Origin of the sequence: Neoroseomonas lacus (assembly GCF_014644535.1) — a bacterium.
Lineage (GTDB): Bacteria > Pseudomonadota > Alphaproteobacteria > Acetobacterales > Acetobacteraceae > Neoroseomonas > Neoroseomonas lacus.
Genome location: NZ_BMKW01000001.1, coordinates 233,595 through 257,969 on the forward strand (window position 1 = coordinate 233,595; position 24,375 = coordinate 257,969).

19 protein-coding genes and 1 tRNA gene are annotated in these 24,375 nt (G+C 69.3%); 4 read left to right on the forward strand and 16 right to left on the reverse strand.

What is annotated here, in order from left to right; all coding sequences use genetic code 11:
- The 4 genes from IEY36_RS01135 to IEY36_RS01150 are packed head-to-tail and all read right to left on the reverse strand — an operon-like array spanning position 1 to position 4,611.
- Positions 1-987 (reverse strand): ABC transporter substrate-binding protein, encoded by a 987-nt coding sequence (locus tag IEY36_RS01135; protein WP_188965076.1) that lies wholly within the window; start codon positions 985-987, stop codon positions 1-3.
- Entirely contained in the window at positions 987-3,056 is a 2,070-nt protein-coding gene (locus tag IEY36_RS01140) for an MFS transporter (protein ID WP_188965077.1), read from the reverse strand. Before IEY36_RS01140 ends, IEY36_RS01135 begins: the two co-directional genes overlap by 1 nt.
- Entirely contained in the window at positions 3,053-3,808 is a 756-nt protein-coding gene (locus tag IEY36_RS01145) for a hypothetical protein (protein ID WP_188965078.1), read from the reverse strand. Before IEY36_RS01145 ends, IEY36_RS01140 begins: the two co-directional genes overlap by 4 nt.
- Positions 3,805-4,611, reverse strand: a complete 807-nt coding sequence (locus tag IEY36_RS01150; RefSeq protein WP_188965079.1) for a formyltransferase family protein — start codon at positions 4,609-4,611, stop codon at positions 3,805-3,807. Before IEY36_RS01150 ends, IEY36_RS01145 begins: the two co-directional genes overlap by 4 nt.
- A gap of 143 nt (positions 4,612-4,754) precedes the next feature.
- On the opposite strand from IEY36_RS01150, the gene IEY36_RS01155 reads away from it, so the two are divergent.
- Together IEY36_RS01155 and IEY36_RS01160 are read left to right on the forward strand one after the other, a co-directional pair.
- Positions 4,755-6,443 carry a solute carrier family 23 protein gene (locus tag IEY36_RS01155; RefSeq protein ID WP_188965080.1) on the forward strand — a complete coding sequence of 563 codons (1,689 nt, stop codon included), beginning with the start codon at positions 4,755-4,757 and terminating at the stop codon, positions 6,441-6,443.
- Positions 6,444-6,508: 65 nt separating this feature from the next.
- Positions 6,509-8,359, forward strand: coding sequence for a serine/threonine-protein kinase (locus IEY36_RS01160; RefSeq protein WP_188965081.1), 1,851 nt, complete (start codon positions 6,509-6,511; stop codon positions 8,357-8,359).
- A 179-nt stretch (positions 8,360-8,538) separates the two neighbouring features.
- On the opposite strand, the gene IEY36_RS01165 is transcribed toward IEY36_RS01160, so the two are convergent.
- The 6 genes from IEY36_RS01165 to ssb all read right to left on the reverse strand — a co-directional run bounded on the left by IEY36_RS01165 (position 8,539) and on the right by ssb (position 13,666).
- Positions 8,539-8,614: transfer RNA gene (locus IEY36_RS01165), tRNA-Lys, on the reverse strand.
- Positions 8,615-8,657: 43 nt separating this feature from the next.
- Entirely contained in the window at positions 8,658-9,161 is a 504-nt protein-coding gene (locus IEY36_RS01170; RefSeq protein ID WP_188965082.1) for a peptidylprolyl isomerase, read from the reverse strand.
- A gap of 23 nt (positions 9,162-9,184) precedes the next feature.
- Positions 9,185-9,775, reverse strand: a complete 591-nt coding sequence (locus tag IEY36_RS01175) for a peptidylprolyl isomerase (RefSeq protein ID WP_188965083.1) — start codon at positions 9,773-9,775, stop codon at positions 9,185-9,187.
- 14 nt (positions 9,776-9,789) lie between these two features.
- Positions 9,790-10,299: a pantetheine-phosphate adenylyltransferase gene (coaD, locus tag IEY36_RS01180; RefSeq protein WP_188965084.1), complete on the reverse strand. Its 510-nt coding sequence runs from the start codon at positions 10,297-10,299 to the stop codon at positions 9,790-9,792.
- Positions 10,292-12,961, reverse strand: a complete 2,670-nt coding sequence (gene gyrA / locus IEY36_RS01185) for a DNA gyrase subunit A (protein ID WP_188965487.1) — start codon at positions 12,959-12,961, stop codon at positions 10,292-10,294. The genes coaD and gyrA overlap by 8 nt, the downstream gene beginning before the upstream one ends.
- A 171-nt stretch (positions 12,962-13,132) precedes the next feature.
- Complete coding sequence (gene ssb, locus IEY36_RS01190) at positions 13,133-13,666, reverse strand: single-stranded DNA-binding protein (RefSeq protein WP_188965085.1); 534 nt, start codon at positions 13,664-13,666, stop codon at positions 13,133-13,135.
- 188 nt (positions 13,667-13,854) lie between these two features.
- Between ssb and uvrA the strand changes: the two genes are divergently transcribed.
- Positions 13,855-16,716 (forward strand): excinuclease ABC subunit UvrA, encoded by a 2,862-nt coding sequence (gene uvrA, locus IEY36_RS01195; RefSeq protein ID WP_188965086.1) that lies wholly within the window; start codon positions 13,855-13,857, stop codon positions 16,714-16,716.
- Between the two features lie 4 nt (positions 16,717-16,720).
- On the opposite strand, the gene IEY36_RS01200 is transcribed toward uvrA, so the two are convergent.
- From IEY36_RS01200 to IEY36_RS01220, 5 genes are all read right to left on the reverse strand, one after another.
- The gene (locus IEY36_RS01200; RefSeq protein ID WP_188965087.1) at positions 16,721-17,848 is read right to left on the reverse strand and encodes a hypothetical protein; all 1,128 of its coding nucleotides are present in this window, start codon (positions 17,846-17,848) and stop codon (positions 16,721-16,723) included.
- 62 nt (positions 17,849-17,910) lie between these two features.
- The gene (locus tag IEY36_RS01205) at positions 17,911-19,038 is read right to left on the reverse strand and encodes a hypothetical protein (protein ID WP_188965088.1); all 1,128 of its coding nucleotides are present in this window, start codon (positions 19,036-19,038) and stop codon (positions 17,911-17,913) included.
- An 85-nt stretch (positions 19,039-19,123) separates the two neighbouring features.
- Complete coding sequence (locus tag IEY36_RS01210; protein WP_188965089.1) at positions 19,124-19,921, reverse strand: hypothetical protein; 798 nt, start codon at positions 19,919-19,921, stop codon at positions 19,124-19,126.
- Between the two features lie 39 nt (positions 19,922-19,960).
- Complete coding sequence (locus IEY36_RS01215; protein WP_188965090.1) at positions 19,961-20,584, reverse strand: hypothetical protein; 624 nt, start codon at positions 20,582-20,584, stop codon at positions 19,961-19,963.
- A gap of 73 nt (positions 20,585-20,657) precedes the next feature.
- Complete coding sequence (locus IEY36_RS01220) at positions 20,658-21,467, reverse strand: phytoene/squalene synthase family protein (RefSeq protein ID WP_229681000.1); 810 nt, start codon at positions 21,465-21,467, stop codon at positions 20,658-20,660.
- 122 nt (positions 21,468-21,589) lie between these two features.
- Here IEY36_RS01220 and IEY36_RS01225 point away from each other — a divergent pair, with 122 nt between their 5' ends.
- Positions 21,590-22,231, forward strand: coding sequence for a superoxide dismutase (locus tag IEY36_RS01225; protein ID WP_188965091.1), 642 nt, complete (start codon positions 21,590-21,592; stop codon positions 22,229-22,231).
- Positions 22,232-22,468: 237 nt separating this feature from the next.
- On the opposite strand, the gene IEY36_RS01230 is transcribed toward IEY36_RS01225, so the two are convergent.
- The gene (locus tag IEY36_RS01230; RefSeq protein ID WP_188965092.1) at positions 22,469-24,289 is read right to left on the reverse strand and encodes a hybrid sensor histidine kinase/response regulator; all 1,821 of its coding nucleotides are present in this window, start codon (positions 24,287-24,289) and stop codon (positions 22,469-22,471) included.
- Positions 24,290-24,375 lie beyond the last annotated feature (86 nt).

A 24,375-nucleotide genomic window follows, 5' to 3' on the forward strand; every position in this document is an offset into this window, starting at 1 on the left:
CTAGACCGCCTCGGCGATGCGCAGGAGTTCGACCGGCGGATAGGCGCGCAGCCGCCGCGCCGTTTCCATGCGCACGAGATAGGAGAAGCGTGACAGCGTCTCGACCGGGATCGCCGCCGGCGACACGCCGCCGAACAGGATCTGCTCCGCCTTGAAGCCGGTGAAGGCGCCGACGCTGTAGTAGCGGCTGACCAGCCCGGCCAGCCCATCGGCGAAGGCGACGAAACGCTCCGACGCGGCGAAGCTCGGCAGGCCCTCCTGCAGGGCGGCGGCGGTCAGCACGGCGCGATGTTCGTTGAGGAAGGTGTCGGGCGGGATGTAGAGCCATTCCGCGCCGGCCTCGCGCGCCGCGGTCACCAGCCCCGGAATGGCGTCGGGTTGCGGGCGGCCATCGGCCAGCGGCACCGGGAGGCTGTGCAGCACGGCACCGCGCGTGGCGAGCTGTTCGGCCATCTCCTCCAGCGTCACAATCGAGTTGCGCTCGCGCGGGTTGAACAGCGCAGCGGCGCGTTGGAAGGGCCGATAGGATTCCATCGCGCGCAGCTGCACCGCGACCGGGGCGATGTATTCGGTGCCGGTCACCGGCCGGCCCGGCGCGGCGCGGCTGCGCACGACGCGATTGCGCACCGGGTCGGTAACGATGTTGAAGACGACAGGCATGCCGTTCAGATGCCGCGCCGGGTCATGCGCATCCCACGGCCCGAGCGCCGCCATGGTCAGCGTCGTGCCCCACAGGTAAACGAGGTCCGGCCGCATCGCCTGCGCCTGCCGCACCATGGCCGGCACGCGGGAGAGGTCCTCCTCGGCGTTACTCACCACCAATTCGACATCGAGCCGGCGTGCGGCGAAGTAATCGCGGAAGCCGTCGCAGGCTTCCTCCCAGCCGCGGAACAGCATCATCAGGATACGCGGGCGGCGCTGGGCGCGCGCGACAGCCGGCGCAACGAGCCCAAGCGCGGCGGCGGCGACGAGCGGACGACGACGCATCACGGCGCACTCCCCATGGCGGCCGCGCGTCGGCCGGCCTGCTGCACCACGGCGTAGGCCAGGCCTGCCAGCGCCGTCACCGCGCCGAGCACGCCCATCGCCCAGACGGTATCGCCGCGCGTCAACAGCCATGCGGCGGCGAAAGGCCCGATCACGCTGCCGATGCGCTCGCCCAGCCGCAGGAAGGAGAGCAGCAATGGCGTCGACCCGCTGCCCGTCGCCGCCGCGGCCGCGAGCATCGGCGCCGAGGCGAGGCCCTGCGCCGCACCGGTCACCGCGATGGCGATGGGCAGCGCCACGGCCTCCGGCAGGATGGGGATCATCAGCAGCGCCGCGCCATTCAGCAGCGCACCACCCCAGATCAGCCCGCCACCGATGCGCACGCGGTCGGCCAGCCAACCGCCCAGCGTGATGGCCGGCAGCATGCACAGCCCGTACAGCATGACGTTGCGCCCGATCGCCGCCTGACTCTCACCCAGGTCGCGCAGCGCGAGCGGCGCGAGGTAGAAGATCACGCCGGCCAGCACCACCTTCGCCGGCACCGCGGCGAGCAGCAGCAGCGCCGTGAAACGCGCATTGCCGAAGGCGGCACGCGCGCCAGCGAGCACGCTCTCGGCGGCCGCCCCCGCCTCGGCGAGGCCGCGCGGGATAGCCCGCAGCGCCACCAGCATCACCACGACCACCAGCGCCACCGAGGCCACGAATGTCGCCGCATAGCCGAGCCGGTCGGCGATCACCGCGCCGATCGCGGTGCCGCAGACCGCGCCGCTCATTACCGCGCCGGTGAAACCGCCCAGCGAGCGCGCCAGCCGTCCCTGCCGCGCGGCGAGCGCCATCTGCGCCTGGCAGGCGATGGTCAGCACCGCATAGCCGATGCCACACAGCACGCGCGCGGCGGCGAAGGGCAGCAACTCCGTGGCGAGCGCCGCGCCCAGATAGCCGAGCGCCGCGAGGCCGCCACCGATCAGGATCGCCCCACGCGGCCCGCGCCGCGCCGTGAGCCGCCCGCCATAGGGCGTGGCCAGCGCCACGGCGGCGACGAAGGCGGAGATCGGCAGCGCTGCCAGCAGGTCGGGCGAAAGGAAGGGCGGTGCGCCGCGCGCCAGATCCCGACCGAGCAGCGGGATGAAGGAGGTGGAAAGCTGCTCGGCGACGACGAAGAGGAAGAGCGGCAGCCTTGCCGCGCTCGCACTGCCCGCCAGCGGTTCCGGGACCGCGCCGCCGTCGCGAAAGCGCAGCCGGTCGTGCAGGCCGTCGAGCACCGCGGCAGCCTCCCTTGCCGCCCGGCCACCCGCCGAAGCTGCCTCCGCCGCCAGCCATTCGAGATAGGCCCAGCGGTCACCAAGCCGCCGCACCAGCGCGTTCACCGCGCGCGCCACGGCGCCGGCCTCATCCGTCGCGCCGGTAACGGCCTGCGCGGTGCAATCGCCGGCACTGAGCCGGCGCGCCATGCGCTCGATCATCGAGAGCGGCCCGATCACCGTGCGGTCGATGACGAAGCGCAGCAGTTCCATCGCCAGCATCACCGCGACCAGCAGCACGATCACGAGGTCCCAGCTTGTATCCTCGATGACGCCATCGACCGCGGCGCGGCTGACGCCGACCAGCAACCAGCCCTGCGGCCGACCGCCCGGGGCTGCGACGGCCACCGCCGTCTCGTAGATGCCGGGCAAGGCGCGGCGCAGCATCCCATCGCCGGGCAGCACCGCCGGCGGCACCAAGGGCTCGAAGCTGGCGGCGGCCGGCCCGGCGGTGGCGCGCGGCTGGCCCGCCAGGTCGGTCAGCACCAGATAGGCGACCGCCGGCTGGCTCGCCGCCATGTCCGCCAGGTATTCGCTCGTACCGACCAACTCGTCGAAGGGAATGCCGAGGCCGAGCGCGCGCTCGAGTGGGTTGGCGACCACGACGCCGATCACCGCCGCCTCGCGCTCGATCGCCGGGCGCACTTCGCGGTCGAAGGCGCCGAGAGCCGCGAAGGAGACCGCGACCACCGTGCCCAGCAGCACCAGCGCCGCGATGATGGACAGGTTGCGCACCAGGCGGCGGACGATGTGCTCGGTGCTGATCATGCGTTGCGTTCCGGGGCGCGGGCGGCGATGGCTTCAAGCTGGCGCTCGGCATCGTCCAGCGTTGCGCCGTGGCGATGGATGGCCTCCCGCAGGCCTTGCAGCATCGCCTCCTCCGTCGCGGGTGCACCGCCGCCTGCGAGCAGCCCGGCCAATTGCGCGAAGAGCGCGCGCGTCGGCCGTGCCACCAGGAAGATGGCGAGCCAGGCGAGCGGCAGGCCGATCGCCAACGCGGTTAATCCGGGCCCGGCCATGGCGAGCGCGACCGCCGTCAGCCGGTCGGCAATGCCCGCCCGGCCATAGCCGAGCAGCAGGCTGCCTTCCCGCTGGCCGAAGCTGTTGACGACGGGCATGCCGATCCAGTCGAGCCCGCCGAACCGCGCGAGGCGCCGCGTGGTGCCCGCCGGCAGCAGCGCAGGGGCGGCGGCATCGCCGATGCGCACGCGTTCGGTGTCGAACAGCACGCGCCCGCCGGCATCGGCCACGGTAATGCGTTGCAGGTCCACATCGCGCCCGAAGGCACGGTCGAGTAGCGACTGCGCCCCCGGCACGTCGGCCAGCCGCACACCGATATTCATCCCGCGTTCGAAGGTATCGACGAGGTCGGCGCCGATGGTGGTGAACATGCGCTGATGCTGGATCAGGAGTAGACGCTCGAACTTCAGGTAGTTGAGCGCGGTGACCAAGGTGCAGGCGAGTACGGTCAGCGCCGTCAGCAGCAGGCCGATGCGGGTGGCGAAGGACGACCCCGTCATGCCGGGACGGCGCTGCACAGGGTTGGTGGCAGCAGCGCTTCCGCCAGCAGCCCGAGATAGTCGACCGCCGAGACCAGCGGCATGGCGCCGCGTTCGAACGCATCGAAGGCGGTCGCGTCGGGCATGCGGAAATACTGGCCGCCGGCGGGCTGCCCATGGCCGCGCGGCGGATGCCCGGCCGCCGCCGCGCGCACCGCGGCGGCAGCGAGCGTCGCACCGCCGCGATACAGCTCGGCGATGTGCCACAGCAGGCAGCGCTGATCGTCGCGCGCCACGCTGTGCTCGGCGATCAGCGGGCCGGTGTCGATGCCGGCATCGACGATGTGCAGGCTCGATGCAAGGCGCGATTCACCCAGCGCCGCCTGCCAGAAGGGCGCGAACAGGCCGCGATAGCGCGGCAGCGGACCGGGATGGACATTGAGGATGCCCATCGGCACCGCATCGATGACGCGCTGGGGGAAGATCAGGCTGAAGCGCATCGACACCACCATGTCCGGGCAGCGGTCGAGCAGGCATCGCGCGCCGCCGTCGCGGCGCAGGTCGGGCAGCGGCAGCCAGGATTCCGGGCGCAGCGATTCCGGCGCGCCCGCCCATTCGCCCATCGTCGCCGGATGCAGCGTGCCGATCGGGAATTCGCGCTCCAGCGCGCTCAGCAGGCGCAGGCCCGGCACGCTGTCCTCGGCCGGGCGGACCTTGGTGCTGCAGAAGACGTCGACCTCCGCCGCATCGCCCAGTTCGCCGAGAAAGCGGCGCGCGGCGATGACGCCGAAAATGTCGCGCTTCACGCAGAGGGCAACACGCATCGCGAGCCATTCCCGAACCGTTGCATCGTGGCGTGAGGCAGGCCGATGCCCCCGCCGCATCGGACCCTAGGCCGGCGACCCTTACGTCTTGTTGAACAAATCGGCCGTAAGACGGTTCCGGTTCGAGGGGAGCCGACGGCGCCATGGCAATCATCTACGGTCTGGAATCGCGGCCGCCGCTGCGCGTGCTGCTGCCCGCGGCCTTCCAGCATATCGGCCTCGGCGCCGTCACCCTGGTCTTCCCGCTGCTGGTGGCCGAGGCCGCCGGCGCCGATGAACGCACCACCGCGAACTATGTCAGCCTGGCGATGATCGCGCTGGGCATCGGCACCCTGCTGCAATGCTGGGGGCGGCGGGGAATCGGTTCAGGCTTCCTGCTGCCCTCGGTCTACACCGCGATCTTCCTGCCGCCGGCGATCGCCGCCGCGCATGTCGGCGGGCTGGGCGCGGTGGCGGGGCTGACCATGGTCGCCGGGCTCACCTCCATCGTGCTGTCGCGCGTCATCCAGCGCATTCGCGTCTTCCTGCCGGCCGAGGTGGTCGGGCTGGTGGTCACCGTGCTCGGCATCATCCTCGGGCTGTTGTCGCTGCGCCTGGTGCTCGGCGTCGACGAGATCGGAAATGGCGGCACGCGCGACCTGCCGGCCGGGATCGTCGCCTTGCTGGTCACCTTCGGTGTCGCCGTCTGGGGTGGTGCGCGGCTGCGCACCGTCGCCGTGCTGGTCGGTCTCGGGGCCGGCTGCCTGACGCATCTCGTGCTGCTGCTCGCCGGGTTGCTTCCCGGCAGCGCCGCGCCGGAGATCCACCTGACGGTGATATCCTGGCCGCTCGCCGCGCCGAACCTGCCGCTGGTCTATCTGCCGGGCTTCATGGTCGGCGCGGTCGCCGCGGCGGTGCGCGTGATGGGCGACGTGGTGGCCAGCCAGCGCGCCAATGACCCGGCCTGGAAGCGCACCGACTTCCGCACCGTCCAGGGCGGCATGATGGCCGATGGGCTCGCCAACGTCATCGCCGGCGCGATCGGCGTGATCGGCATGAACAGCTATTCAGCGAGCGTCGGGCTCGCCGCCGCGACCGGGATTACCGCCCGCCGCGTCGCCGCCGCGGCGGGGCTGGGCTGGATCCTGCTCGGCCTGACGCCCGGGGCGGCGTCGCTGGTGATGGCGGTGCCGCGCGGCGTGCTCGGCGCGGTGCTGCTCTACGCCGCCTCCTACATCCTGATGTCGGGCATGACGATCATCACCCAGCGGCTGCTCGACACCAGGCGCACGTTGACCATCGGCGTCGCGTTGCTGATCGCGCTGTCCTACAGCGAGATCCCCGGCATGTATGCCGCGTTGCCCGACTACCTGCTGATGACCATCGGCTCGGGCCTGGTGCTCGGCATGGCGGCGGCGTTGGCCCTGAATGCGATCTTCCGCATCGGCGCCACGCACCACGCGGAATGGAGCTGGGACCCGGCGCAGGGCACCGGGGCGCTGTTGGACTTCGTCAACGAGGCCGGGCGCAGTTGCGGCGCGCGGGCCGAGGTCGTCGGCAAGGCCGCGCATCTGCTCGAGGAATTCGCCGATGCCGCGCCGCTGGTGGTCGACCCCGGCCAGACGGTGCTGGTGCGCGCCCGCTTCGATGAGCTGCACCTCGACATCGACCTCGCCTGGCAGGGCGAGGCGATGGCCGCCGGCGCCGCGGTGGACCTGGATGCCGACATTGAGGCCGCGGGCTTCGTCTCGGGGCTCGCCATGGTGCTGATGCGCCACCACGCGGACAGGTTGGAGCCGACCACCCTGCCCGACGGCCGGCACGGCCTGACCGCGACGATCGACGATCACTGACGCTTCGTTAGGGGCCGGTTCAACCTATCCGTCGATACTGCCGGCGATAGAAGGAGGGTGCCCCCATGATGACGATCGGCACCCTGGTCGCCGGCCGCTACGAGATCCGCGATCGCCTCGGCCAGGGCTCACAGGGCCATGTGCTGGAGGCCTTCGACCGGCAACTCGGCCGCCTCGTCGCGCTGAAGGTCCTGCCGATCAGTGGTGGTTCCGCGGAGGAGCGCGCCGAACGCCGCCGCCGCTTCCTGACCGAGGCGCGGGCGGCGGCGCGGCTGCAGCATCCGGGCATCGTTGCCGTCCATGACGCCGGCGAAGCGGAGAACGAAGCCTGGATCGCGATGGAACTGGTCATCGGCCAGACCTTGCGTGACGCCCTGCGCGAACCGGCGCGCCTGCCGCTGCGCGAAGCCTTACGCATCGGCCGCGAATTGCTCGACGCGCTGGACGCGGCGCATGCGCGGGGCGTCATCCATCGCGACGTGAAGCCATACAACATCATGCTGGCGATGGATGCAGGGGATGGCCATGGCCGGGTGCGGCTGACGGATTTCGGCATCGCCAGCCTGGTGGCGGGGCAGAAGCCCGGGGATTTTGAATTCGTTGGCACGCCCTCGGTCATGGCGCCCGAGCAGATCCGCGGCGAGGCCTGCGACGAACGCACCGACCTCTGGTCCGCCGGCGTCGTGCTCTATGAATTGCTGACCGGCACGCCGCCCTTCGCCGGTGGCGTGCCGGCGGTCTATTCGGCTGTCCTGGCGCGCGATCCGCTGCCACCGACATTGCTCAACCCCGACCTTCCTCTCGCCTTCGACACGGTGATGGAGACGGCGTTGGCGAAGTCGATCAGCCGCCGATTCCAATCCGCGCGGGAGATGGCGGCCGCGATTGATGACGTGGCCGGCGCCCTGCTCGATCCGCGTCAACCCGAGACGATGTTGCCGCCGGCTGGCGCGGTACCGCCGCCGCCGGCATCGCGGAGCGCGCGGACTTCAACCGCACTCGCCTTCCTTGCCGGGGCAGTCGCGGCCTCGGCCGGGTTCGTCTGGCGCGACAACGACTGGCGGGGCTGGCCGGGCCACGCGGTCATTGCCGCCGCCCTGCCGCCGGAACCGGCATCCGTCGAGTTGCTTCGGATCGCGAAGGACGATGTGGCTGCATCGCCCCTCCCGGGCAGACCGCAAGCCACGGACCTCCTCGCGGCGACATCCGTGGAACCCCTGCCGGCCGATGCCGGCCTCGCGGGCGTCGATACGGCCGCCGGACCGGTCGTGCCGCCATTGCCCGAGCAACCGCCCATCGTTCTCGCCGAAGGAGCGGCGGCCACGGCACCCCTCCCCGACCCTCTGCCTGCCGAGGTGCCGCGGCCCAGCGCTGCCGCCGAAGCATCCCTGGAGGCCCCCGCAATCCGTGCCGAGGCGGTGCCGACCGCGACGTCCGCGATCGTCGCGGCCGAGCCCGAGCGTGACGCGGCACCGCCGCAGGTCTTGCCCGCCGAGCCTGTCACCTCGCTCGCCGAGGCGACGGACAGCGAAAACGCCCCGCTTGTCGGCGACGAGCCGCGAGGTCCATCACCCGCCAACACCGCCGAAGCGCCGCCCGAACCGGCGCAGCCTGCCGCCGAACCCTTGATGGCGGCCAGTCCCCGCCGACGACCATCGCCACCGAGCAGGCGGCAGCTCCACCCCCCGCCGTGCCGGCAGTCGCCCATTGTGTCGGAAGGCCGCCGCAACTCGCCACGGGAAACCACCCAGGCTTCGGCCGCCTCGTGCAGCGCTGGTCGCAGCCGGTACGCTACAGCGCGACGGTCCTGCCGGACGGGATTCGCCTCCAATTTGCCGAGCCACTCTGCATCACGGTCAGCCCGACCGCCGCCCTGCCGCGCAACATCCGCGCGGTTGCCGGCGCGCCGGGCGTGATCGAGATCGGTGCCATGCCAGGCAGCACCATCCGGCATTTCACGCTCGACCGCCGCACGGTGATCGACGTCGCTGACCGCCGCTGACGCCCCGTCAGGGCACGGTCGCCAGCGCCAATCGCGTGGCAGCACCGACACGCCCAGGCCGAGACCCGGGAGGCCATGTCGTGGTGGAATGTTTGGTGTGCCCGGTGGGACTCGAACCCACGACCTACAGATTAAAAGTCCGTTGCTCTACCGGCTGAGCTACGGGCACGCCGGACCCGGCGCCGGGTCTTGGTGGCGCCGGGTACATAGTCTCAAGCGGCGTCGGCCGCCACCTTCAGGCTGCGGATCTTGTCCGGGCCCTGCACCATGCCCGAACCGCCCGCGCCGCGCTTGATCTTGTCGATCGCTTCCATGCCGGCCGTCACCTGGCCCCAAATGGTATACTGGCCATCGAGGCTCGGTGCCGGGGCGAACATGATGAAGAACTGGCTATTCGCGCTGTGCGGATTCTGCGTGCGGGCCATGCCGCAGGTACCCCGCTGGAAACGCGCTACGCCGGGCTGGCTGAACTCCGCCTCGATGTCGGGCAGCTCGGAACCGCCGGTGCCAGTGCCGGTCGGGTCGCCGCCCTGGGCCATGAAGCCCTCAATGACGCGATGGAAGGGCACGTCGTTGTAGAAACCCTGGCGCGCCAGGGTCTTGATCTGCTCGACATGCTTCGGCGCCAGGTCTGGGCGCAAGGCAATCGTCACGGTGCCGTGCTCGAGTTCGAGGATCAGCGTGTTCTCGAGGTCGGTGGCCGGGGTCTCGCTCATGGATTCTGCTTTCGGCAATAAGGTCAGCGGACATCCGCGGCGATGCGCGCCGTGCGGATGCGGTCGGGATTGGTCACGGCGCCGGAACCCGGCGCGCCGGGCTTGATCTTGTCCACGGCGTCCATGCCGGAGATCACGCGCCCCCAGATGGTGTATTGGCCATCGAGGCCCTGGTTCGGCGCGAACATGATGAAGAACTGGCTGTTCGCGCTGTTCGGATTGGCCGTACGGGCCATGCCGACGGTGCCGCGGACGAAGCGCGCGCGCGAGGCCGGGCTGAATTCCGCGGCGAGGTCGGGCAGGCGCGAACCGCCCGTGCCGGTGCCGGTCGGGTCGCCGCCCTGCGCCATGAAGCCCGGGATCACGCGATGGAACGGCGTATTGTCGTAGAAGCCCTGGCGCGTCAGCGTCTTGATCCGCGCAACGTGGTTCGGTGCGAGGTCGGGCAGCATCTGGATGACCACGCGACCGCCCGGGATCTCGAGGATCAGCGTGTTCTCGGGGTCGGGTGCGGCGGCCGGGGCCGGCGCGGGGGTTTGCGCCGGCGCGTTCTGCGCGCAGGCGGCAAGGCCAAGCGCGGCAACAGTGCCTCCGATGAGCGTCCTGCGGTCCATGTGTGGGTTTCCCTTCAGCCTTGTGTTGCGCGCAGCTTGGCCATGGTGCGGTCAAGCGTCGTCTTCGGCACGAAGCCGGAAATGTCGCCGCCCAGCTTCGCGATTTCCTTCACGAGGCGGGAGGCGATGAACTGGTTGGTCTCGGATGCCATCAGGAAGACCGTCTCGATCTCCTGGTCCAGCCGGCGGTTCATGCCGACCATCTGGAATTCATAGTCGAAATCGGAGACCGCGCGCAGGCCGCGGACGATCATTCGTGCCCCGATCTCGCGTGCATAATGCACGAGAAGCCCCTGGAAGGGCCGCACCTCGATGACCGCGCCGGTGCGCGCGGCGATCGGTGCCACTTCGAGCCGCACCAGGTCGACGCGATCCTCGAGGTCGAAGAGCGGGCCCTTGCCGATATTGATGGCGACGCCGACCACCAGCCGGTCGACCAGCCGCGCAGCGCGGCCGATCACGTCGAGATGCCCGTTGGTGACGGGGTCGAAAGTGCCCGGATACAGGGCGATCCGCTCAGTCATTGTTGGTTGCCGTTTCCTCGTCATCGCCTTCGTCGGCGACCGGGAAGCAGGAAATCACGCGCTCCCCGTCCGACAGGCGCATTAGCGTCACGCCCATCGCCTGGCGGCCGGTCATGCGCACGGCATCGGCCTGGAGGCGGATAAGCTGCCCACCATCGGTGACCAGCATGATGTGGTCGCCGGCATGGACGGGGAAGGTGGCGACCACCTCCCGCCCTGTGCGGGCGGAGAAGGTGATGCCGTTGATGCCCTGCCCGCCGCGGCCGGTCACGCGGTATTCATGCGACGATGTCCGCTTGCCGAAGCCGCCATCGGTCACCGCGAGGATCAGTTCCTCGGCCTCGGCCAGGGCGTCGAACCGCTCGGGGCTGAGCGCGACATCGGCGACCGGCTCCTCGCTCTCCTCGATCGGCGCGGCATCGGCTTCCTCGCCGGCGGCGCGACGACGGGCGGCAGCGGCCTTGAGATAGGCCACGCGATCTTCCGGCGATGCATCGCTGTGGCGCAGCACGGATAGCGCGATCACGCTGTCGCCCTCGGCGAGACGGATGCCGCGCACGCCAGTCGAATCGCGCCCGGCGAACAGCCGCAGCGTGTCCGGTTCGGCCTGGAAGCGGATGGCCTTGCCCAAGCGCGTGGCCAGCAGCACGTCATCCCCTTCGCGGCAGGTGGCCACACCCACCAGGCTGTCGCCCTCGTCCAGCTTCATGGCGATGAGGCCGGAGGAACGGACATTCTTGAAGTCCGACAGCCGGTTGCGGCGGACATTGCCCTGCACGGTCGCGAAGACCAAGTGCAGCCCGTCCCACAGCTCCTCATCGAGGGGCAACGGCAGCACCGCGGTGACGCTCTCGCCTTCCTGCAGGGCCAGCACCTGGCGCAGCGAGCGGCCACGGCCCGTGGCGCCGCCTTCGGGCAGCTGCCAGACCTTCTCGCGGAAGGCGATGCCGCGGCTGGTGAAGAACAGCACAAACTGATGCGTATGCGCGACAAAGGAGCGGATGATGACGTCATCCGCCCGCGTGCCGGCGCCTGTGCGCCCTTTCCCGCCGCGTCCCTGGGCGCGGAAGGTGTCGAGCGGCGTGCGCTTGACGTAGCCGTCGCGCGTCAGCGTCACCACCATGGTGCCGGGCTCGATCAGGCTTTCGTCATCGACATCCGAGTAACCGTCGACGATCTGCGTCATGCGGGCGGAGGCGATCTTCTCCCGCACCGCGCGCAGCTCGTTGTCCATCACCTCCATGCGGCGCGGACGCGAGCCGAGGATGTCGAGCAGGTCGCGGATGCGTTCGCCGACTTCGCCGAGCTCGCCGGTGATCTTCTCGCGTTCCAACCCGGTCAGGCGCTGCAGACGCAATTCGAGGATGCCGCGCGCCTGTTCCTCGGTCAGGCGCACGGTGCCTTCCGGGGTGATGACGTTGCGGTAGTCATCGACCAGTTCGAGCAGAACGCCAACGTCGCCGGCGGGCCAAGCGCGTTCCATCAGCGCGGCGCGCGCCGTGGCGGCGTCGCTGCTGGCGCGGATGACGCGGATGACTTCGTCGATATTGGCGACGGCAATGGCGAGGCCGATCAGCAGGTGACCACGCTCGCGCGCCTTGGCCAGCCGGTAGCGCGACCGCCGCAGGATGACATCCTCGCGGAAGGCGATGAAGGCGAGCAGTGCCTCGCGTAACCCCATCTGCTGCGGGCGGCCATTGTTGAGGGCAAGGAAGTTCACCGCGAAGGAGGTCTGCAGCTGCGTCATGCGATAGAGCTGGTTCAGCACCACCTCGGGTGTCGCATCGCGCTTAAGCTCGATGACGATGCGCATGCCGGAGCGGTCGGATTCGTCGCGCAGGTCGGTGATGCCCTCGATCGCCTTGGCGCGCACCAGCTCGGCGATCTTCTCGAGCAGCGTGGACTTGTTGACCTGATACGGGATCTCGGTGACGGCGATGAGGTGGCGACCGCCCTTCATCTCCTCGATCTCGGCCCGCGCGCGCAGCGGGATCGAGCCGCGCCCGGTCTCGAAGGCCGCGCGGATGCCGGAGCGACCGAGGATCATGCCGCCGGTCGGGAAATCCGGCCCGGGGATGATCTTCATCAAATCATCGAGCGTCAGCGAGTTATCCGCCACAAGCGCGAGCGTCGCGTCGATCACCTCGGTCGGGTTGTGCGGCGGGATGTTGGTCGCCATGCCAACGGCGATGCCGCCCGCACCGTTCACCAACAGGTTCGGGAAGGCGGCCGGCAGCACGCGCGGCTCATGCGCGCTTTCGTCGTAATTGGCCTGGAAATCGACGGTGTCCTCGTCGATGCCTTCAAGCAGCGCCATCGCCGAGGGGGCGAGGCGTGCCTCGGTGTAGCGCATCGCCGCCGGCGGATCGCCGTCGACCGAGCCGAAATTGCCCTGCCCGTCGATCAGCGGCACCCGCATCGAAAAAGGCTGCGCCATGCGCACCATGGCGTCGTAGATCGAGGCGTCGCCATGCGGGTGATACTTACCCATGACGTCACCGACGACGCGCGCCGATTTGCGGTATGGTTTGTCCGACGTGTAGCCGGCTTCCTGCATGGCGAACAGGATGCGCCGATGCACCGGCTTCAGCCCGTCGCGCACGTCCGGCAGGGCGCGCGCGACGATCACGCTCATCGCGTAGTCGAGATAGGAGCGGCGCATCTCCTCCTCGAGCGCGATCGGGGTCGTGTCGAAGGGGGTGTCGCCAGGGGTGCTGGGGTCGCTCACGCGGTTGGGCTCGATCCGGTCATGGGGGCGCGGCGCGGCCGCGCGCGGGTTTGGGCGTCATAGGCACCGCGCGGCGGCCTGCGTCAACCGCCGCGCCGGGCCGGCTCAGAAGGGGATTTCGTCGTCGAGGTCGGTCTTCTTCGAGTCCCAGCCGCCACCGCCACCGCCGCTGCGAGGCGCCGGACCGGAGCGCGCCGCGCCGCCGCCACCCTCGTAGCCGCCACGCGAGGCGCCACCGCCGCTGGCCGGACGTTCGGCATAGCCGCCCTCATCCGGCGCGCCGCCGGCGCCGCCACGCCCGCCGACCAGCTGCAATTCGCCGCGGAACTGACGCAGCACGATTTCGGTCGTGTAGCGCTCCTGGCCTTCCTTGTCCTGCCACTTCCGGGTTTCGATCTGGCCTTCGATGTACACTTCGCTGCCTTTGCGCAGGTACTTCTCGGCCACTTCGCCCAGGCGCTCATTGAAAATGGCGACGGCGTGCCACTCCGTGCGCTCCTGCTGGTTGCCTTCGCGGTCCTTGAATCGCTCGCTGGTTGCGATGCGCAGGTTCACCACCTTGCCGCCGTTCTGGAAGTTGCGCACTTCCGGATCGCGACCCAGGCGGCCGAGGATAATGACCTTGTTGATTCCCGCCATAGCAGCGATTCCTCAGTAATTTAGCCGGCCAGCCTACTCGCTTCTGGCCGTCGCGGCCATCCCCCCGCAGGGCACGCGGCAGCGCAGCAAACCCTTTCCAGACGCCCGGTCAGGGGGCATATAGATAGAGAACATCACCGGAACACTCCCGGCCGGCCCCGCCGTGCCCCGGGCGGAGCCCCCATCGCATGACCGGCCAGATCCGAATTCGCGGCGCCAGGCAGCACAATCTCAAGGATGTCGACCTCGACATCCCGCGCGACAAGCTGACCGTCGTCACCGGCCTGTCGGGGTCGGGCAAGTCGTCCCTCGCCTTCGACACCATCTATGCCGAGGGACAGCGGCGCTATGTCGAGTCGCTATCGGCCTATGCGCGACAGTTCCTGCAATTGATGCAGAAGCCCGATGTCGATTCGATCGAGGGGCTGAGCCCGGCGATCTCCATCGAGCAGAAGACCACCAGCCACAATCCACGCTCGACCGTGGGCACCGTCACCGAGATCCACGACTATATGCGCCTGCTCTGGGCGCGCGTCGGCGTGCCCTACAGCCCGGCGACCGGGCTGCCGATCGAGGCACAGACCGTCTCGCAGATGGTCGACCGCGTCATGGCGATGGAGGAAGGCACGCGGCTGCTGCTGCTCGCCCCCATCGCGCGCGGCAAGAAGGGCGAGTTCAAGAAGGAACTCGCCGAACTGCAACGCCGGGGCTTTGAGCGGGTGAAGGTGAATGGCGCGCTGCACCTGATCGCCGAGGCCCCGAAGCTCGACAAGAAGCTGAAGCACGACATCGAGGCGGCGATCGACCGCATCGTGGTGCGCGAGGGCATCGCCCAGCGCCTGGCGGACAGCTTCGAGACCGCGCTGGGCTTGGCCGACGGCATCGCCTATGCGGAGAACGCGGACACCCAGGAACGCACCGTGTTCAGCGCGAAATTCGCCTGCCCGGTCAGCGGCTTCACCATCGAGGAGATCGAGCCGCGGCTGTTCTCCTTCAACTCCCCGCACGGCGCCTGCCCTTCCTGCGATGGCCTCGGGACGGAGACCTTTTTCGATGCCCAGCTGGTAGTGCCGCAGGATGATGTGTCGCTGAAGGACGGCGCCATCATGCCGTGGACCGGTGCGCAATCGCCCTACTACACCCAGACGCTCGAAAGCCTGGCGAAGCACTTCAAATTCCCGATGAGCACGCCCTGGCAGGATATCCCGGCCGCGGTGCGCCAGCAGATCCTGCATGGCACGGGCGATGACGTCGTCACGCTCCGCTACAAGGACGGCCTGCGTGCCTACGAGGTGAAGAAGGCCTTCGAAGGCGTCATCCCGAACCTCGAACGTCGCTTCAAGGAATCCGACAATCCCTGGGTGCGCGAGGACCTCTCCCGCTACCAGGCGCAGAAGCCCTGCCAGGTCTGCACCGGCTACCGGCTGAAACCGCAGGCGCTGTCGGTGAAGATCGCCGGCAGGCACATCGGCGAGGCGAGCGAATTGTCGATCCGCCGCGCGCGGGAGTGGTTCGCCACGGTGATGGAGACGCTGACCCCGCAGCGCCAGGAGATCGCCCGGCGCATCCTGCGCGAGATCGAAGAACGCCTGCAGTTCCTGGTCGATGTCGGGCTGGATTACCTCAGTCTCAGCCGGTCGTCGGCCACGCTGTCGGGCGGCGAATCGCAGCGCATCCGGCTCGCCTCGCAGATCGGTTCCGGCCTGACGGGCGTGCTGTATGTCCTGGACGAACCGTCCATCGGTCTGCACCAGCGCGACAATGAACGGCTGCTCGGCACGCTGCGCAGGCTGCGCGACCTCGGCAACACGGTACTGGTGGTCGAGCATGACGAGGATGCGATCCGCCAGGCCGATCATCTGGTCGATATCGGCCCGGCCGCCGGCAAGGGCGGCGGGCATGTCATCGCCCAGGGCACGCCGGCCGAGGTCGCCGCCAACCCCGCCAGCCTGACCGGGCAGTACCTGTCCGGCATCCGCCGCATCGAGGTGCCGGCGACCCGTCGCAAGGCCGACAAGAAGAAGCAGCTGCGTGTCATCGGCGCGACCGGCAACAACCTGAAGAACCTGACGGCCGCGCTGCCGCTCGGCACCTTCACCTGCGTCACCGGCGTGTCCGGCGGCGGCAAGTCCACGCTGGTGATCGAGACGCTCTACAAGGCCGCCTCCCGCCGCCTGATGGGCGCGGCCGAGGTCCCTGCCCCGCATGAGCGCATCGAGGGGCTGGAACATCTCGACAAGATCATCGACATCGACCAGTCGCCGATCGGCCGCACGCCGCGCTCCAACCCGGCGACCTATACCGGCCTGTTCGCGCCGATCCGCGACTGGTTCTCGGAAATGCCGGAATCGCGCGCCCGCGGCTACAAGGCCGGCCGCTTCTCCTTCAACGTCAAGGGAGGCCGCTGCGAGGCCTGCCAGGGCGACGGCCTCATCAAGATCGAGATGCACTTCCTGCCCGACGTCTACGTCACCTGCGACACCTGCAAGGGCAAGCGCTACAATCGCGAGACGCTGGAGGTGAAGTTCCGCGGCAAGTCGATCGCCGACGTGCTCGACATGACGGTGGATGAGGGGGTGGAGTTCTTCTCCGCCGTGCCCTCCATCCGCGACAAGCTGAAGGTGCTGAGGGAAGTCGGCCTCGGCTACATTCATCTCGGCCAGCAGGCGACGACGCTGTCGGGTGGCGAGGCGCAGCGCATCAAGCTGTCGAAGGAACTGTCACGTCGCGCCACGGGCCGCACGCTCTACATCCTCGATGAACCCACGACGGGCCTGCATTTCGAGGATGTGCGCAAGCTGCTCGAAGTGCTGCATGCGCTGGTGGAACAGGGCAACACGGTGGTGGTGATCGAGCACAATCTCGAAGTCATCAAGACCGCCGACTGGGTGCTCGACCTCGGGCCGGAGGGCGGCGAAGGCGGTGGGCGGATGATCGCCGAGGGCACGCCGGAGGTCATCGCCGCGGTGGCTGAAAGCCATACGGGGCGCTTCCTCGCACCCCTGCTGGAACGGGTGGAGCCGCCGGCGCGCAAGCGCAAGCGCGCCTGACGCCTCAGCTTCCGGTCGCGCGCTGGAAGTCGCGCATGCGCACGATCTCGCGCCGCAGGTCGCGCATGGTCGTGCGATTGGCATGGCGTCGCAGTATCGGCGGCGGCACGATCCGCCGATCGAGCATCAGCAGCCACAGCGCGGCGATGTCCTCCTCGGTCGCGATGCGGTCGGGGTCAACCTGCACCGCCTCGATCCTGTCGAGCAGGGGTTCAAGATTCGAGCGCCGGAAGCCCTGGTAGAATCCGTGGTCGCGGCGGGCGATGCGCTGCGCGTCCTCCTCGGTCGGGCCGATCATGGTGAACGCCTTGGCCTCGGCCCAGCGCATGGTGTCGAAGGCCCGCCGGCGAAATACCTCGGGCGTCGAGTTCTCGCCCTGCTCGCCGATGTAGCGTGCGAAGGAGACATCGGTGTTGATCCGCGCCAACTGCAGCGAGGCACAGGCGAGCGATGTCGCCGTATCCTGCCCGACGCCCTTGAAGGCGACATCCCAGCCTCGATAGACCTTCAACAGGCGCGCCTGGTTCTTGGCACGGTAGTCGGTGCGCCGCACTTCCTCCCACCAGGACGGCAGGAAGGCCTGGATGCGCCGCCAGGCCGCACGTCGCAATCCGAAGCCCCAATTGTGCTCGAGTTGCGTCATCCGGACCTCTGGCCCCGGCAATGGCTTACGTTGGTCACCCAAGGCGGCGAAATACCCGACCGCATCGGAGAAGGGCTCCGTCCGCAGGCGAAGCGCCTCGAGCGCCGCGAGGTAGAGCGGACCAGGCTCCAAATCATCCTCGAAGAAGTAGGCTACCTCCTCATCCAGGGTCTCGAAGATATGATGCTGGCCGCGCAGGATATTGTCGGCGATGCCAAGATTATGGTCGGCCGGCAACACGGTGCCTTCCGGAAACAGTGACCGGAAGACCTCGACGGACCGACGCAGCATGACGGGTCGACCGTAGCGTGTGCCGGTGCGCGGCGAGACTGCGCCGTCCTGCATCAGATAGACCCGAGAGGGATCGACGCGTACCTGCGTCTGCGCCAGCAATCCTCGGCCCAGCCGTTCCAGATACTCCGGCCGATCGAACGAAAAGATCACTAGAGGAACCCGGGTCACCCCAGGCTCCACACCAACGATGCGCATGTCGTGCTCCCGGAACGGGACGATGTTCGGATGCCGCCATGAAGCACGTCAAGCGCAGCCGATCAGCTGCCGGTCACCCGTTGGAAGGCGCGCATGCGCACGATCTCGCGCCGCAGGTCGCGCATGGTCGTGCGGTTGACATGGCGCTCAAGGACCTGCGGCGGCACGGTCCGCCGGTCCAGCATCAGCAGCCACAGCCCGGCGATGTCTTCCTCGGTCGCGATGCGGTCGGGGTCGGCCTGCTCCGCCTCGATCTTCGCGATCAGTGGTTCCAGGTGGTCACGCCGGTAGGTGACGTAGAATTCGCGCGCCCAGGCGACGATACCATCCAGCGTGTCGGGCGCGATCGGCAGCAGGGTGAATGCCTCAGCCTCGGCCCAGCGCATAGCCTCGAATCCGCGCCGACGGAACAGGCCGGGCGTGAAGTGCTCGCCATGCTCGCCAATGTAGCGGGCGAAGGAGACATCAGTGTTCAGCCTCGCCAGCCGCAGCGACGCACAGGCCACCGCCGTCGCCGAGTCCTGTCCCACACCGAGGAATGCCGCATCCCACCCCCGATAGACCTTCAGCAGGCGCAGATGATTGTTGCCGCGATAGTCGACCCGGCGGACTTCCTCCCACCATGGGGCGAGATGGTCCTGGATGCGTCGCCACGCTTCGCGGCGCAGGCCGAAGCCCCAATGGTATTCGAGTTGCTTGACCGTCACCACCGGCCCCGGGCGCGGCGCTAGGTGATCGCCGATGGCGGAGAAATGCGCGACACGCGCCGCGAAGGGCTCGGTCGCCGCGCGCATCGCCTCCAGCGCGGCGAGGTAGAGCGGGCCGGGTTCGAGGTCATCCTCGAAGAAATAGCCGAGCGGCTCGTCCAGCGCTTCGAAGACATGACGCTGGCCGCGCAGGATATTGTCGGCGATGCCGAGATTGTCACCGGCCGGCACGACCGTCCCGTGCGGAAACAGGCTCCGGAACACATGGACGCAGCGCTGCATGCGCGCCGCATCCCCGTAGCGGCGGCCCGAACGCGGCGAGACGGCGCCGTCCTGCATCAGGAAGACACGCGACGGATCGGGCCGGACCTGCACCTGCGCCAGCAGGCCGCGGCACAGACGCTCGAGATAATCCGGCCGGTCGAGCGAGAAGATAACGATCGGCACCCGGCTCACCCCGGGCTCGACCCCGGTGATCCACATGGTGGCGGTCCCTGGCACGTCGGGCGATAGTCAGGCAGCGGCGAGCGCATCGTCAAGGCGCAGGGGCCGACAGCCGGGCGACCGATCAGGCCGAGGCCGGCACCCAGCGGGAACCGTCGATGCGCGCCCGCTCCTCCTGCGTCAGGGTGACGAAGCGCAGCTTTTCATCCAGCGGGAAGGCCGGCCCACCCGCGGGGTCGCGCAGCGCCAGCACCAGCCCGCGTTGCGCGTCGAGGATATAGGGCTTGTCCGACTTGCGGACCGGCCATTCGAAATGCGCGCCGTGCTCGTCGCGTACGCGCCAGGTCGGACCCTTGCCCCAGCCATCGAACACCACCGGCACCGGCTGCAACACCCGGCCGGACAGCGCCGAGACCTCGCCGCGCTTGGCCTGGGCCTGCCGTGCGGTGAGGAATAGCCCGACGATGATGGCCAGCGCGAAGACCACGCCGCCGATCGCGGTGGCGACCCGGTTCCACAGCCGGTCGAGCCCGAGATCCGTCGTCACCAGCGCGGGCCGCTGCGGGTCCATCATCGGGGTGGCGGTCCAGGAGCCCATATGCGGCTCGACGAACATGTAGCTGAGCTTGCGGGTGTGGCTGCCGTCCTTGTCGCGCCAGTCGAGCGTGATGTCGCAGCTCTGGAACAGGAACATGCGCGAACTGCAGCGCCCCTCGCTGACGCGGGCGAAGGCGGCGGGCCGGGCCTGGTCGCGCACCGCGAAATCGTCGCGGATCGCCGGGCCGATCTCGATCGCCATGAGGACCAGGAAGCCGCCGAACAGCACCACGCCCAGCAGTGCCATCATCCAGCCGCCGAACGCACCGCGCCCGGGCTTGAGGGTCAACGGGCGCTGCGGGAAGGCGGAGAGAATGGGGAACATCAGGGCATACTCCATCGGGCGGGCGCGCCGCCCCATTCGTCACGGTAGCGGAAACGGTATCGGCGCAAAGCCGCCGTCATGCAGCGAACCCCAGGCAGTGAGCGGCATCTTCGGCAGCACGTCGAAGCTCCCCAGCGCGACCAGCGAGGGCTTCCATGCCGCGAAGTCGCGCAGGCCGGGGATGAAGTTCTGTGAAATCTCGTAGCCGCCATGCCAGGCGAGCGGCACGCCCTGCTTCTCGCGCACCGCCGGGTCGGGGTCTTCCATGACGGGGAAGCCGCGGCCATTCCAGGCGCGCAGGGTATCGCGCACGATCACCCAGAACAGCGTGTCGGCGACGCCGAAATCCGGGGTCAGCGCCAGCTTGATTCGCACCATGTGGTCGATCGGCGTGCCGGAATCCTCGCTGCGCCCGCCGATCTCAAGGAAGGTGCTGCTCGTCATCCACCACGGCGAGGTGAGGTTCACCCAATCGGGGATCGGGTTGCCGGCCTGGTCCACGGAATGGCCGATGCGGATCAGCACCTCGCCGGGGCGGATCTTGACCTGTTGGGGGAAGGAAATGCCGCCGCGCGCCGAACGCGTCGCGGGATTCCAGCCCTGGGCGAAGGCCAGGTTCCGCTCGCCGGTCGCGCCGCCGAATTCAGTGTCGTTCGCCGCCATGGGCCGTCGCCGCTCCTGTCGCTGATGCGGGCGCAGGGCTACCCGGCTCGGCGCCACCGGGCGACGAAATGGATCACACGGCGTGACGCAGCCCTGCCCAACTTACCGCGAGCCGGTCGCCCACCCCGCGCAACGCCGTGGGCCGACCCCGAGCGAGACGCCGCAGGTCGCGCCGCGCGAGCACCGCCGGCAGCGCGGCGGCGATCACCCCGGCCGGCACGTCGCGCCGTGCCGAGGCAAGCGCCTCCAGCCCCTCCCGCGCCATCGTCCGCAGCATCGGCGCCAGCGCAACGCTCTGCGGGTCGGCGATGACATGCTCCGCCAGCAACCCGGCCTCGGCGAGCCGGTCGAGCGGCAGCAGGCAGCGCCCCTGGGCGGCATGGGCAGGAACCGAGCGCAACACCCCGGCGAGCCCATAGGCCGCCCCCAGCGCCCTCAGCAGCTCGGCCGCCTGGGCATCGGCGCCGAGCGCGCGCCCGGCCACCGCCGACCAGCCGCCCGCAGTGCCGCGCAGCCAGGTCACGAAATCCTGTTCGGTGGCGAAGCCGCCCTCCTCGGTCTCGACCTCACGCGCATCCATCAGCTTGATCAGCGCATCGGGGTCGAGCGCGCCGGCAGTGACGGCCTCATGCAACGGGCCGGCCACCTCGTGGTGGCGGGCGGGGCGACCGTCGCGCGCTTCCTCGACCGCATCGCGCCACCATTGCAGGCGGATCAGCGCGGCCATGGGGTTGGTTGCCGCCTCCCGCGCACGGGCGAGCTCGTGGTTGAGCGCGATCAGGGCGAAGATCGCCTCCCGCCGCTCCGCCGGGGCGAAGAGCGCGCAGAGGAATCGGTCGGGGTCGTGGGCGCGGGCGAAGGCGCCGATCGGGGAAAGACTCACGCCGCCGATATGCGCGCGCGCGGCGCCCGGCGGAACCCCATGCGGTTGACGCGCGTTACACCCCCGCCTACCTCGCCTGTGTGGCGCGGCCCGCGCTTCGTCCGACGATCGGGAGAGACCCCATGGCCTTCAGCCTGCCTCCGCTGCCTTACGCGACCGGTGCCCTTGCCGCGACCGGCATGTGCCAGGAGACGCTCGAACTCCATCATGGCAAGCATCACAACGCCTATGTCACCGCGCTGAACGGCCTGGTCGAAAGCAAGGGCCTCGCCGGCAAGTCGCTGGAGACCATCTGCGCCGAAGCCGGCAAGGCTGGCGCCGATGGCCTGCCGGTGCTGAACCAGGCCGGCCAGCACTACAATCACTGCCTGTTCTGGCAGGTGATGGCCCCCGGCGGCGCGCATGGCGACAGCCTGCCGGCCGCGCTGGCCGCGAAGATCGATGCCGACCTCGGTGGCCTCGCCGCCTTCAAGGACGCCTTCAAGGCGGCCGGTGCGACGCAGTTCGGCTCGGGCTGGGCCTGGCTGGTAATCGGTGGCGACGGCAAGCTGAAGGTGACCAAGACCCCGAACGGCGCCAACCCGCTGGCGACCGGCGAAGGCCAGCCGATTCTCGGCTGCGACGTATGGGAGCACGCCTACTACCTCGACTTCCGCAACGTCCGCCCGAACTACCTGGCGAACTTCCTCGACAAGCTGGTGAACTGGGAAGTCGTCGCCGACTTGATGGCGAAGGGCTCCTTCACCACCGGCCAGTCGGCCTGAATGACAGGAGGGCCGCGGCCCTCCCCTGGCTGATCAAGGCGCCGCGGCAGATCCCTGCCCGGCGCCTTTTCCCGTGCCGGTTACAGTGGTGGGCATCGTCGGCCGGCCCGGTCGGCCGCACCAAGTGCTGCGGCCCCAGCGCATGCGGCTTTCGCATGCGTTCACAGCGACCACTCCAACCATTCCCTGATGAGCACCGTCACGCACTCGGATGAGGCCAGCCGACCGCGACGAGCCCTAGGCGCGTACCCGAACCGCGTCGGCGACGGCCCGCAACAACGTGTCGCGGTCGATCGGCTTGGCGATATGGCCGTCCATGCCGCTCGCCAGACAGGCCCGCTCCTCCTCCGGCCCGGCCTCGGCGGTGACGGCGAGGATGGGCACGCGGCTTGCCGGCCCCGGCAGGGCACGGATGCGCCGCGCGGCCTCATAGCCATCCATCTCCGGCATGAAGATGTCCATCAACACCACATCGGGTAGCGACTCTTCCTCGAGCAGCGCAATCGCCGATGGCCCGTCGGCGACGCTCTGGACCCGGTGGCCGAGCTGGCCGAGCAAGGCCTCGGCTACCATCCGGTTGGCGGCGATGTCATCGACGACGAGAATGCGGAGCGCTTCGGTCCGCTTCGGTGGTTCCGGGGCCGGCGGCTCGACTGGCGCGGGCGGGGCGACCGCGGGTAGCGGCAGCGTCACGCTGAAGCAACTGCCAACCCCGCCCGGGCCAGGCGCATACCACGCCCGGCCGCCCATGGCCTCGGCCAACGCGGCGGTGATGGCGAGGCCGAGCCCGGTGCCCTCGGTGCCCGCGGCATCGGCGCCGACGCGCTCGTAATCCTGGAACAGCCGCGCGCGGCTTTCCTCCGGCACGCCGGGGCCGCTATCCGTGATGGCAATGGTCAGCCCGGCCTGGCCGGACAGCACGGAGACCGCGATCTGGCCGCCCTCGGGCGTGAACTTCACCGCATTGCCAAGCAGGTTGAGCAGGATCTGGCGCAGCCGGACCGGGTCGACCAGCACCGCGTCCGGCAAGGGCGGCAATGGCTGGAGGCTGAGGGCGATGCGCTTCTCGAGGCTGCTCGGGCGCATGAGCTCGACCGCCTCCTGCAACTGGGCGCGCAGGTCGACGGGACGCGGTGCCAGTTCCAGGCGCCCGGCCTCGATGCGGCCGAGGTCGAGGCTGTCGTTCACGATCGCGACGAGGTGCCGGCCCGCCCGCTCCAGTGTCTCGGCGCGGTCCCGCTGCGCCGGGGTAAGCGCCGGGTCGCTGGCCAACGACTGCGCCATGCCGAGGACGGAATTGAGCAGCGTGCGCAATTCATGGCTCATGCGCGCGAGAAAGCGCGACTTTTCTTCGTTCGCCCGTTCCGAAGCGTCACGCGCCGCCGCCAGCAAAGCATTGGACCGCTGCTCGGCCTGCTCCTTGGCGAGCGAGACCATCAGCATCGCGATGCCGACGAAGACGACCACCGATGTCATCGAGACGAAGCCGAAGGCGACCGACATCGTGGGCAGCCCCATGCCGACCTCCGGGTGCGGCAACAGGTGGAACAGCGGGATTCGCGACACGACGAGCGTAGCGTTGACCATCAGCAGCGCTGCAAGCGGCCTGCTCGATGGCAGTCGCGCGACGGCCGGCCCCTGCAGCAATTCCCACGCGCCCGCAGATGAGTATGCCCCGCAGACCAGGGAAGCCAGGATGAGGCGCAGCGAGAAGCTCTCGTAAAAGGCCGGCACTTGGCAGGCCAGCACCCAGAGCACCGACCCCAGGGCCATGGCGGCGGGTCGGGGCGGACGTCGCATGAACTGCCGCATGCCAGTCCAGATGAGCGCGTAGGCGAACAGCACCAGAGCGTTGGCGACGACGACCGACACGAAATCCGGGATGTGGCCGCGCGCCGAGAGCAGTGCCGCGCCAGCCGCCGCCGACAGGAATCCGCCACCGATCCATGCCAGTGGCCGCTGCTTGCGATCCTGCCGCCAGAGCAAGAGCTGCAGCGAGCCCAGGATCAGGGCCAGCAGCCAGGCGATGGCGAAGATGGTTGGCGGATGCAGCGGCATGCTCGTCAGAGGTGAGTCGTAGCGATCATATATGAACTGAGAGTAGAAAAGAGACAAACTCCCAAACAATTCCACGTGTCGAGGCA

Bases quoted from the DNA above. Each gene is read 5' to 3' on its own strand.
- IEY36_RS01135 (WP_188965076.1), bottom strand. From the start codon at position 987: ATGCGTCGTCGTCCGCTCGTCGCCGCCGCCGCGCTTGGGCTCGTTGCG.
- IEY36_RS01140 (WP_188965077.1), bottom strand. From the start codon at position 3,056: ATGATCAGCACCGAGCACATCGTCCGCCGCCTGGTGCGCAACCTGTCC.
- IEY36_RS01145 (WP_188965078.1), bottom strand. From the start codon at position 3,808: ATGACGGGGTCGTCCTTCGCCACCCGCATCGGCCTGCTGCTGACGGCG.
- IEY36_RS01150 (WP_188965079.1), bottom strand. From the start codon at position 4,611: ATGCGTGTTGCCCTCTGCGTGAAGCGCGACATTTTCGGCGTCATCGCC.
- IEY36_RS01155 (WP_188965080.1), top strand. From the start codon at position 4,755: ATGGCAATCATCTACGGTCTGGAATCGCGGCCGCCGCTGCGCGTGCTG.
- IEY36_RS01160 (WP_188965081.1), top strand. From the start codon at position 6,509: ATGATGACGATCGGCACCCTGGTCGCCGGCCGCTACGAGATCCGCGAT.
- IEY36_RS01170 (WP_188965082.1), bottom strand. From the start codon at position 9,161: ATGAGCGAGACCCCGGCCACCGACCTCGAGAACACGCTGATCCTCGAA.
- IEY36_RS01175 (WP_188965083.1), bottom strand. From the start codon at position 9,775: ATGGACCGCAGGACGCTCATCGGAGGCACTGTTGCCGCGCTTGGCCTT.
- coaD (WP_188965084.1), bottom strand. From the start codon at position 10,299: ATGACTGAGCGGATCGCCCTGTATCCGGGCACTTTCGACCCCGTCACC.
- gyrA (WP_188965487.1), bottom strand. From the start codon at position 12,961: ATGCGCCGCTCCTATCTCGACTACGCGATGAGCGTGATCGTCGCGCGC.
- ssb (WP_188965085.1), bottom strand. From the start codon at position 13,666: ATGGCGGGAATCAACAAGGTCATTATCCTCGGCCGCCTGGGTCGCGAT.
- uvrA (WP_188965086.1), top strand. From the start codon at position 13,855: ATGACCGGCCAGATCCGAATTCGCGGCGCCAGGCAGCACAATCTCAAG.
- IEY36_RS01200 (WP_188965087.1), bottom strand. From the start codon at position 17,848: ATGCGCATCGTTGGTGTGGAGCCTGGGGTGACCCGGGTTCCTCTAGTG.
- IEY36_RS01205 (WP_188965088.1), bottom strand. From the start codon at position 19,038: ATGTGGATCACCGGGGTCGAGCCCGGGGTGAGCCGGGTGCCGATCGTT.
- IEY36_RS01210 (WP_188965089.1), bottom strand. From the start codon at position 19,921: ATGTTCCCCATTCTCTCCGCCTTCCCGCAGCGCCCGTTGACCCTCAAG.
- IEY36_RS01215 (WP_188965090.1), bottom strand. From the start codon at position 20,584: ATGGCGGCGAACGACACTGAATTCGGCGGCGCGACCGGCGAGCGGAAC.
- IEY36_RS01225 (WP_188965091.1), top strand. From the start codon at position 21,590: ATGGCCTTCAGCCTGCCTCCGCTGCCTTACGCGACCGGTGCCCTTGCC.
- IEY36_RS01230 (WP_188965092.1), bottom strand. From the start codon at position 24,289: ATGCCGCTGCATCCGCCAACCATCTTCGCCATCGCCTGGCTGCTGGCC.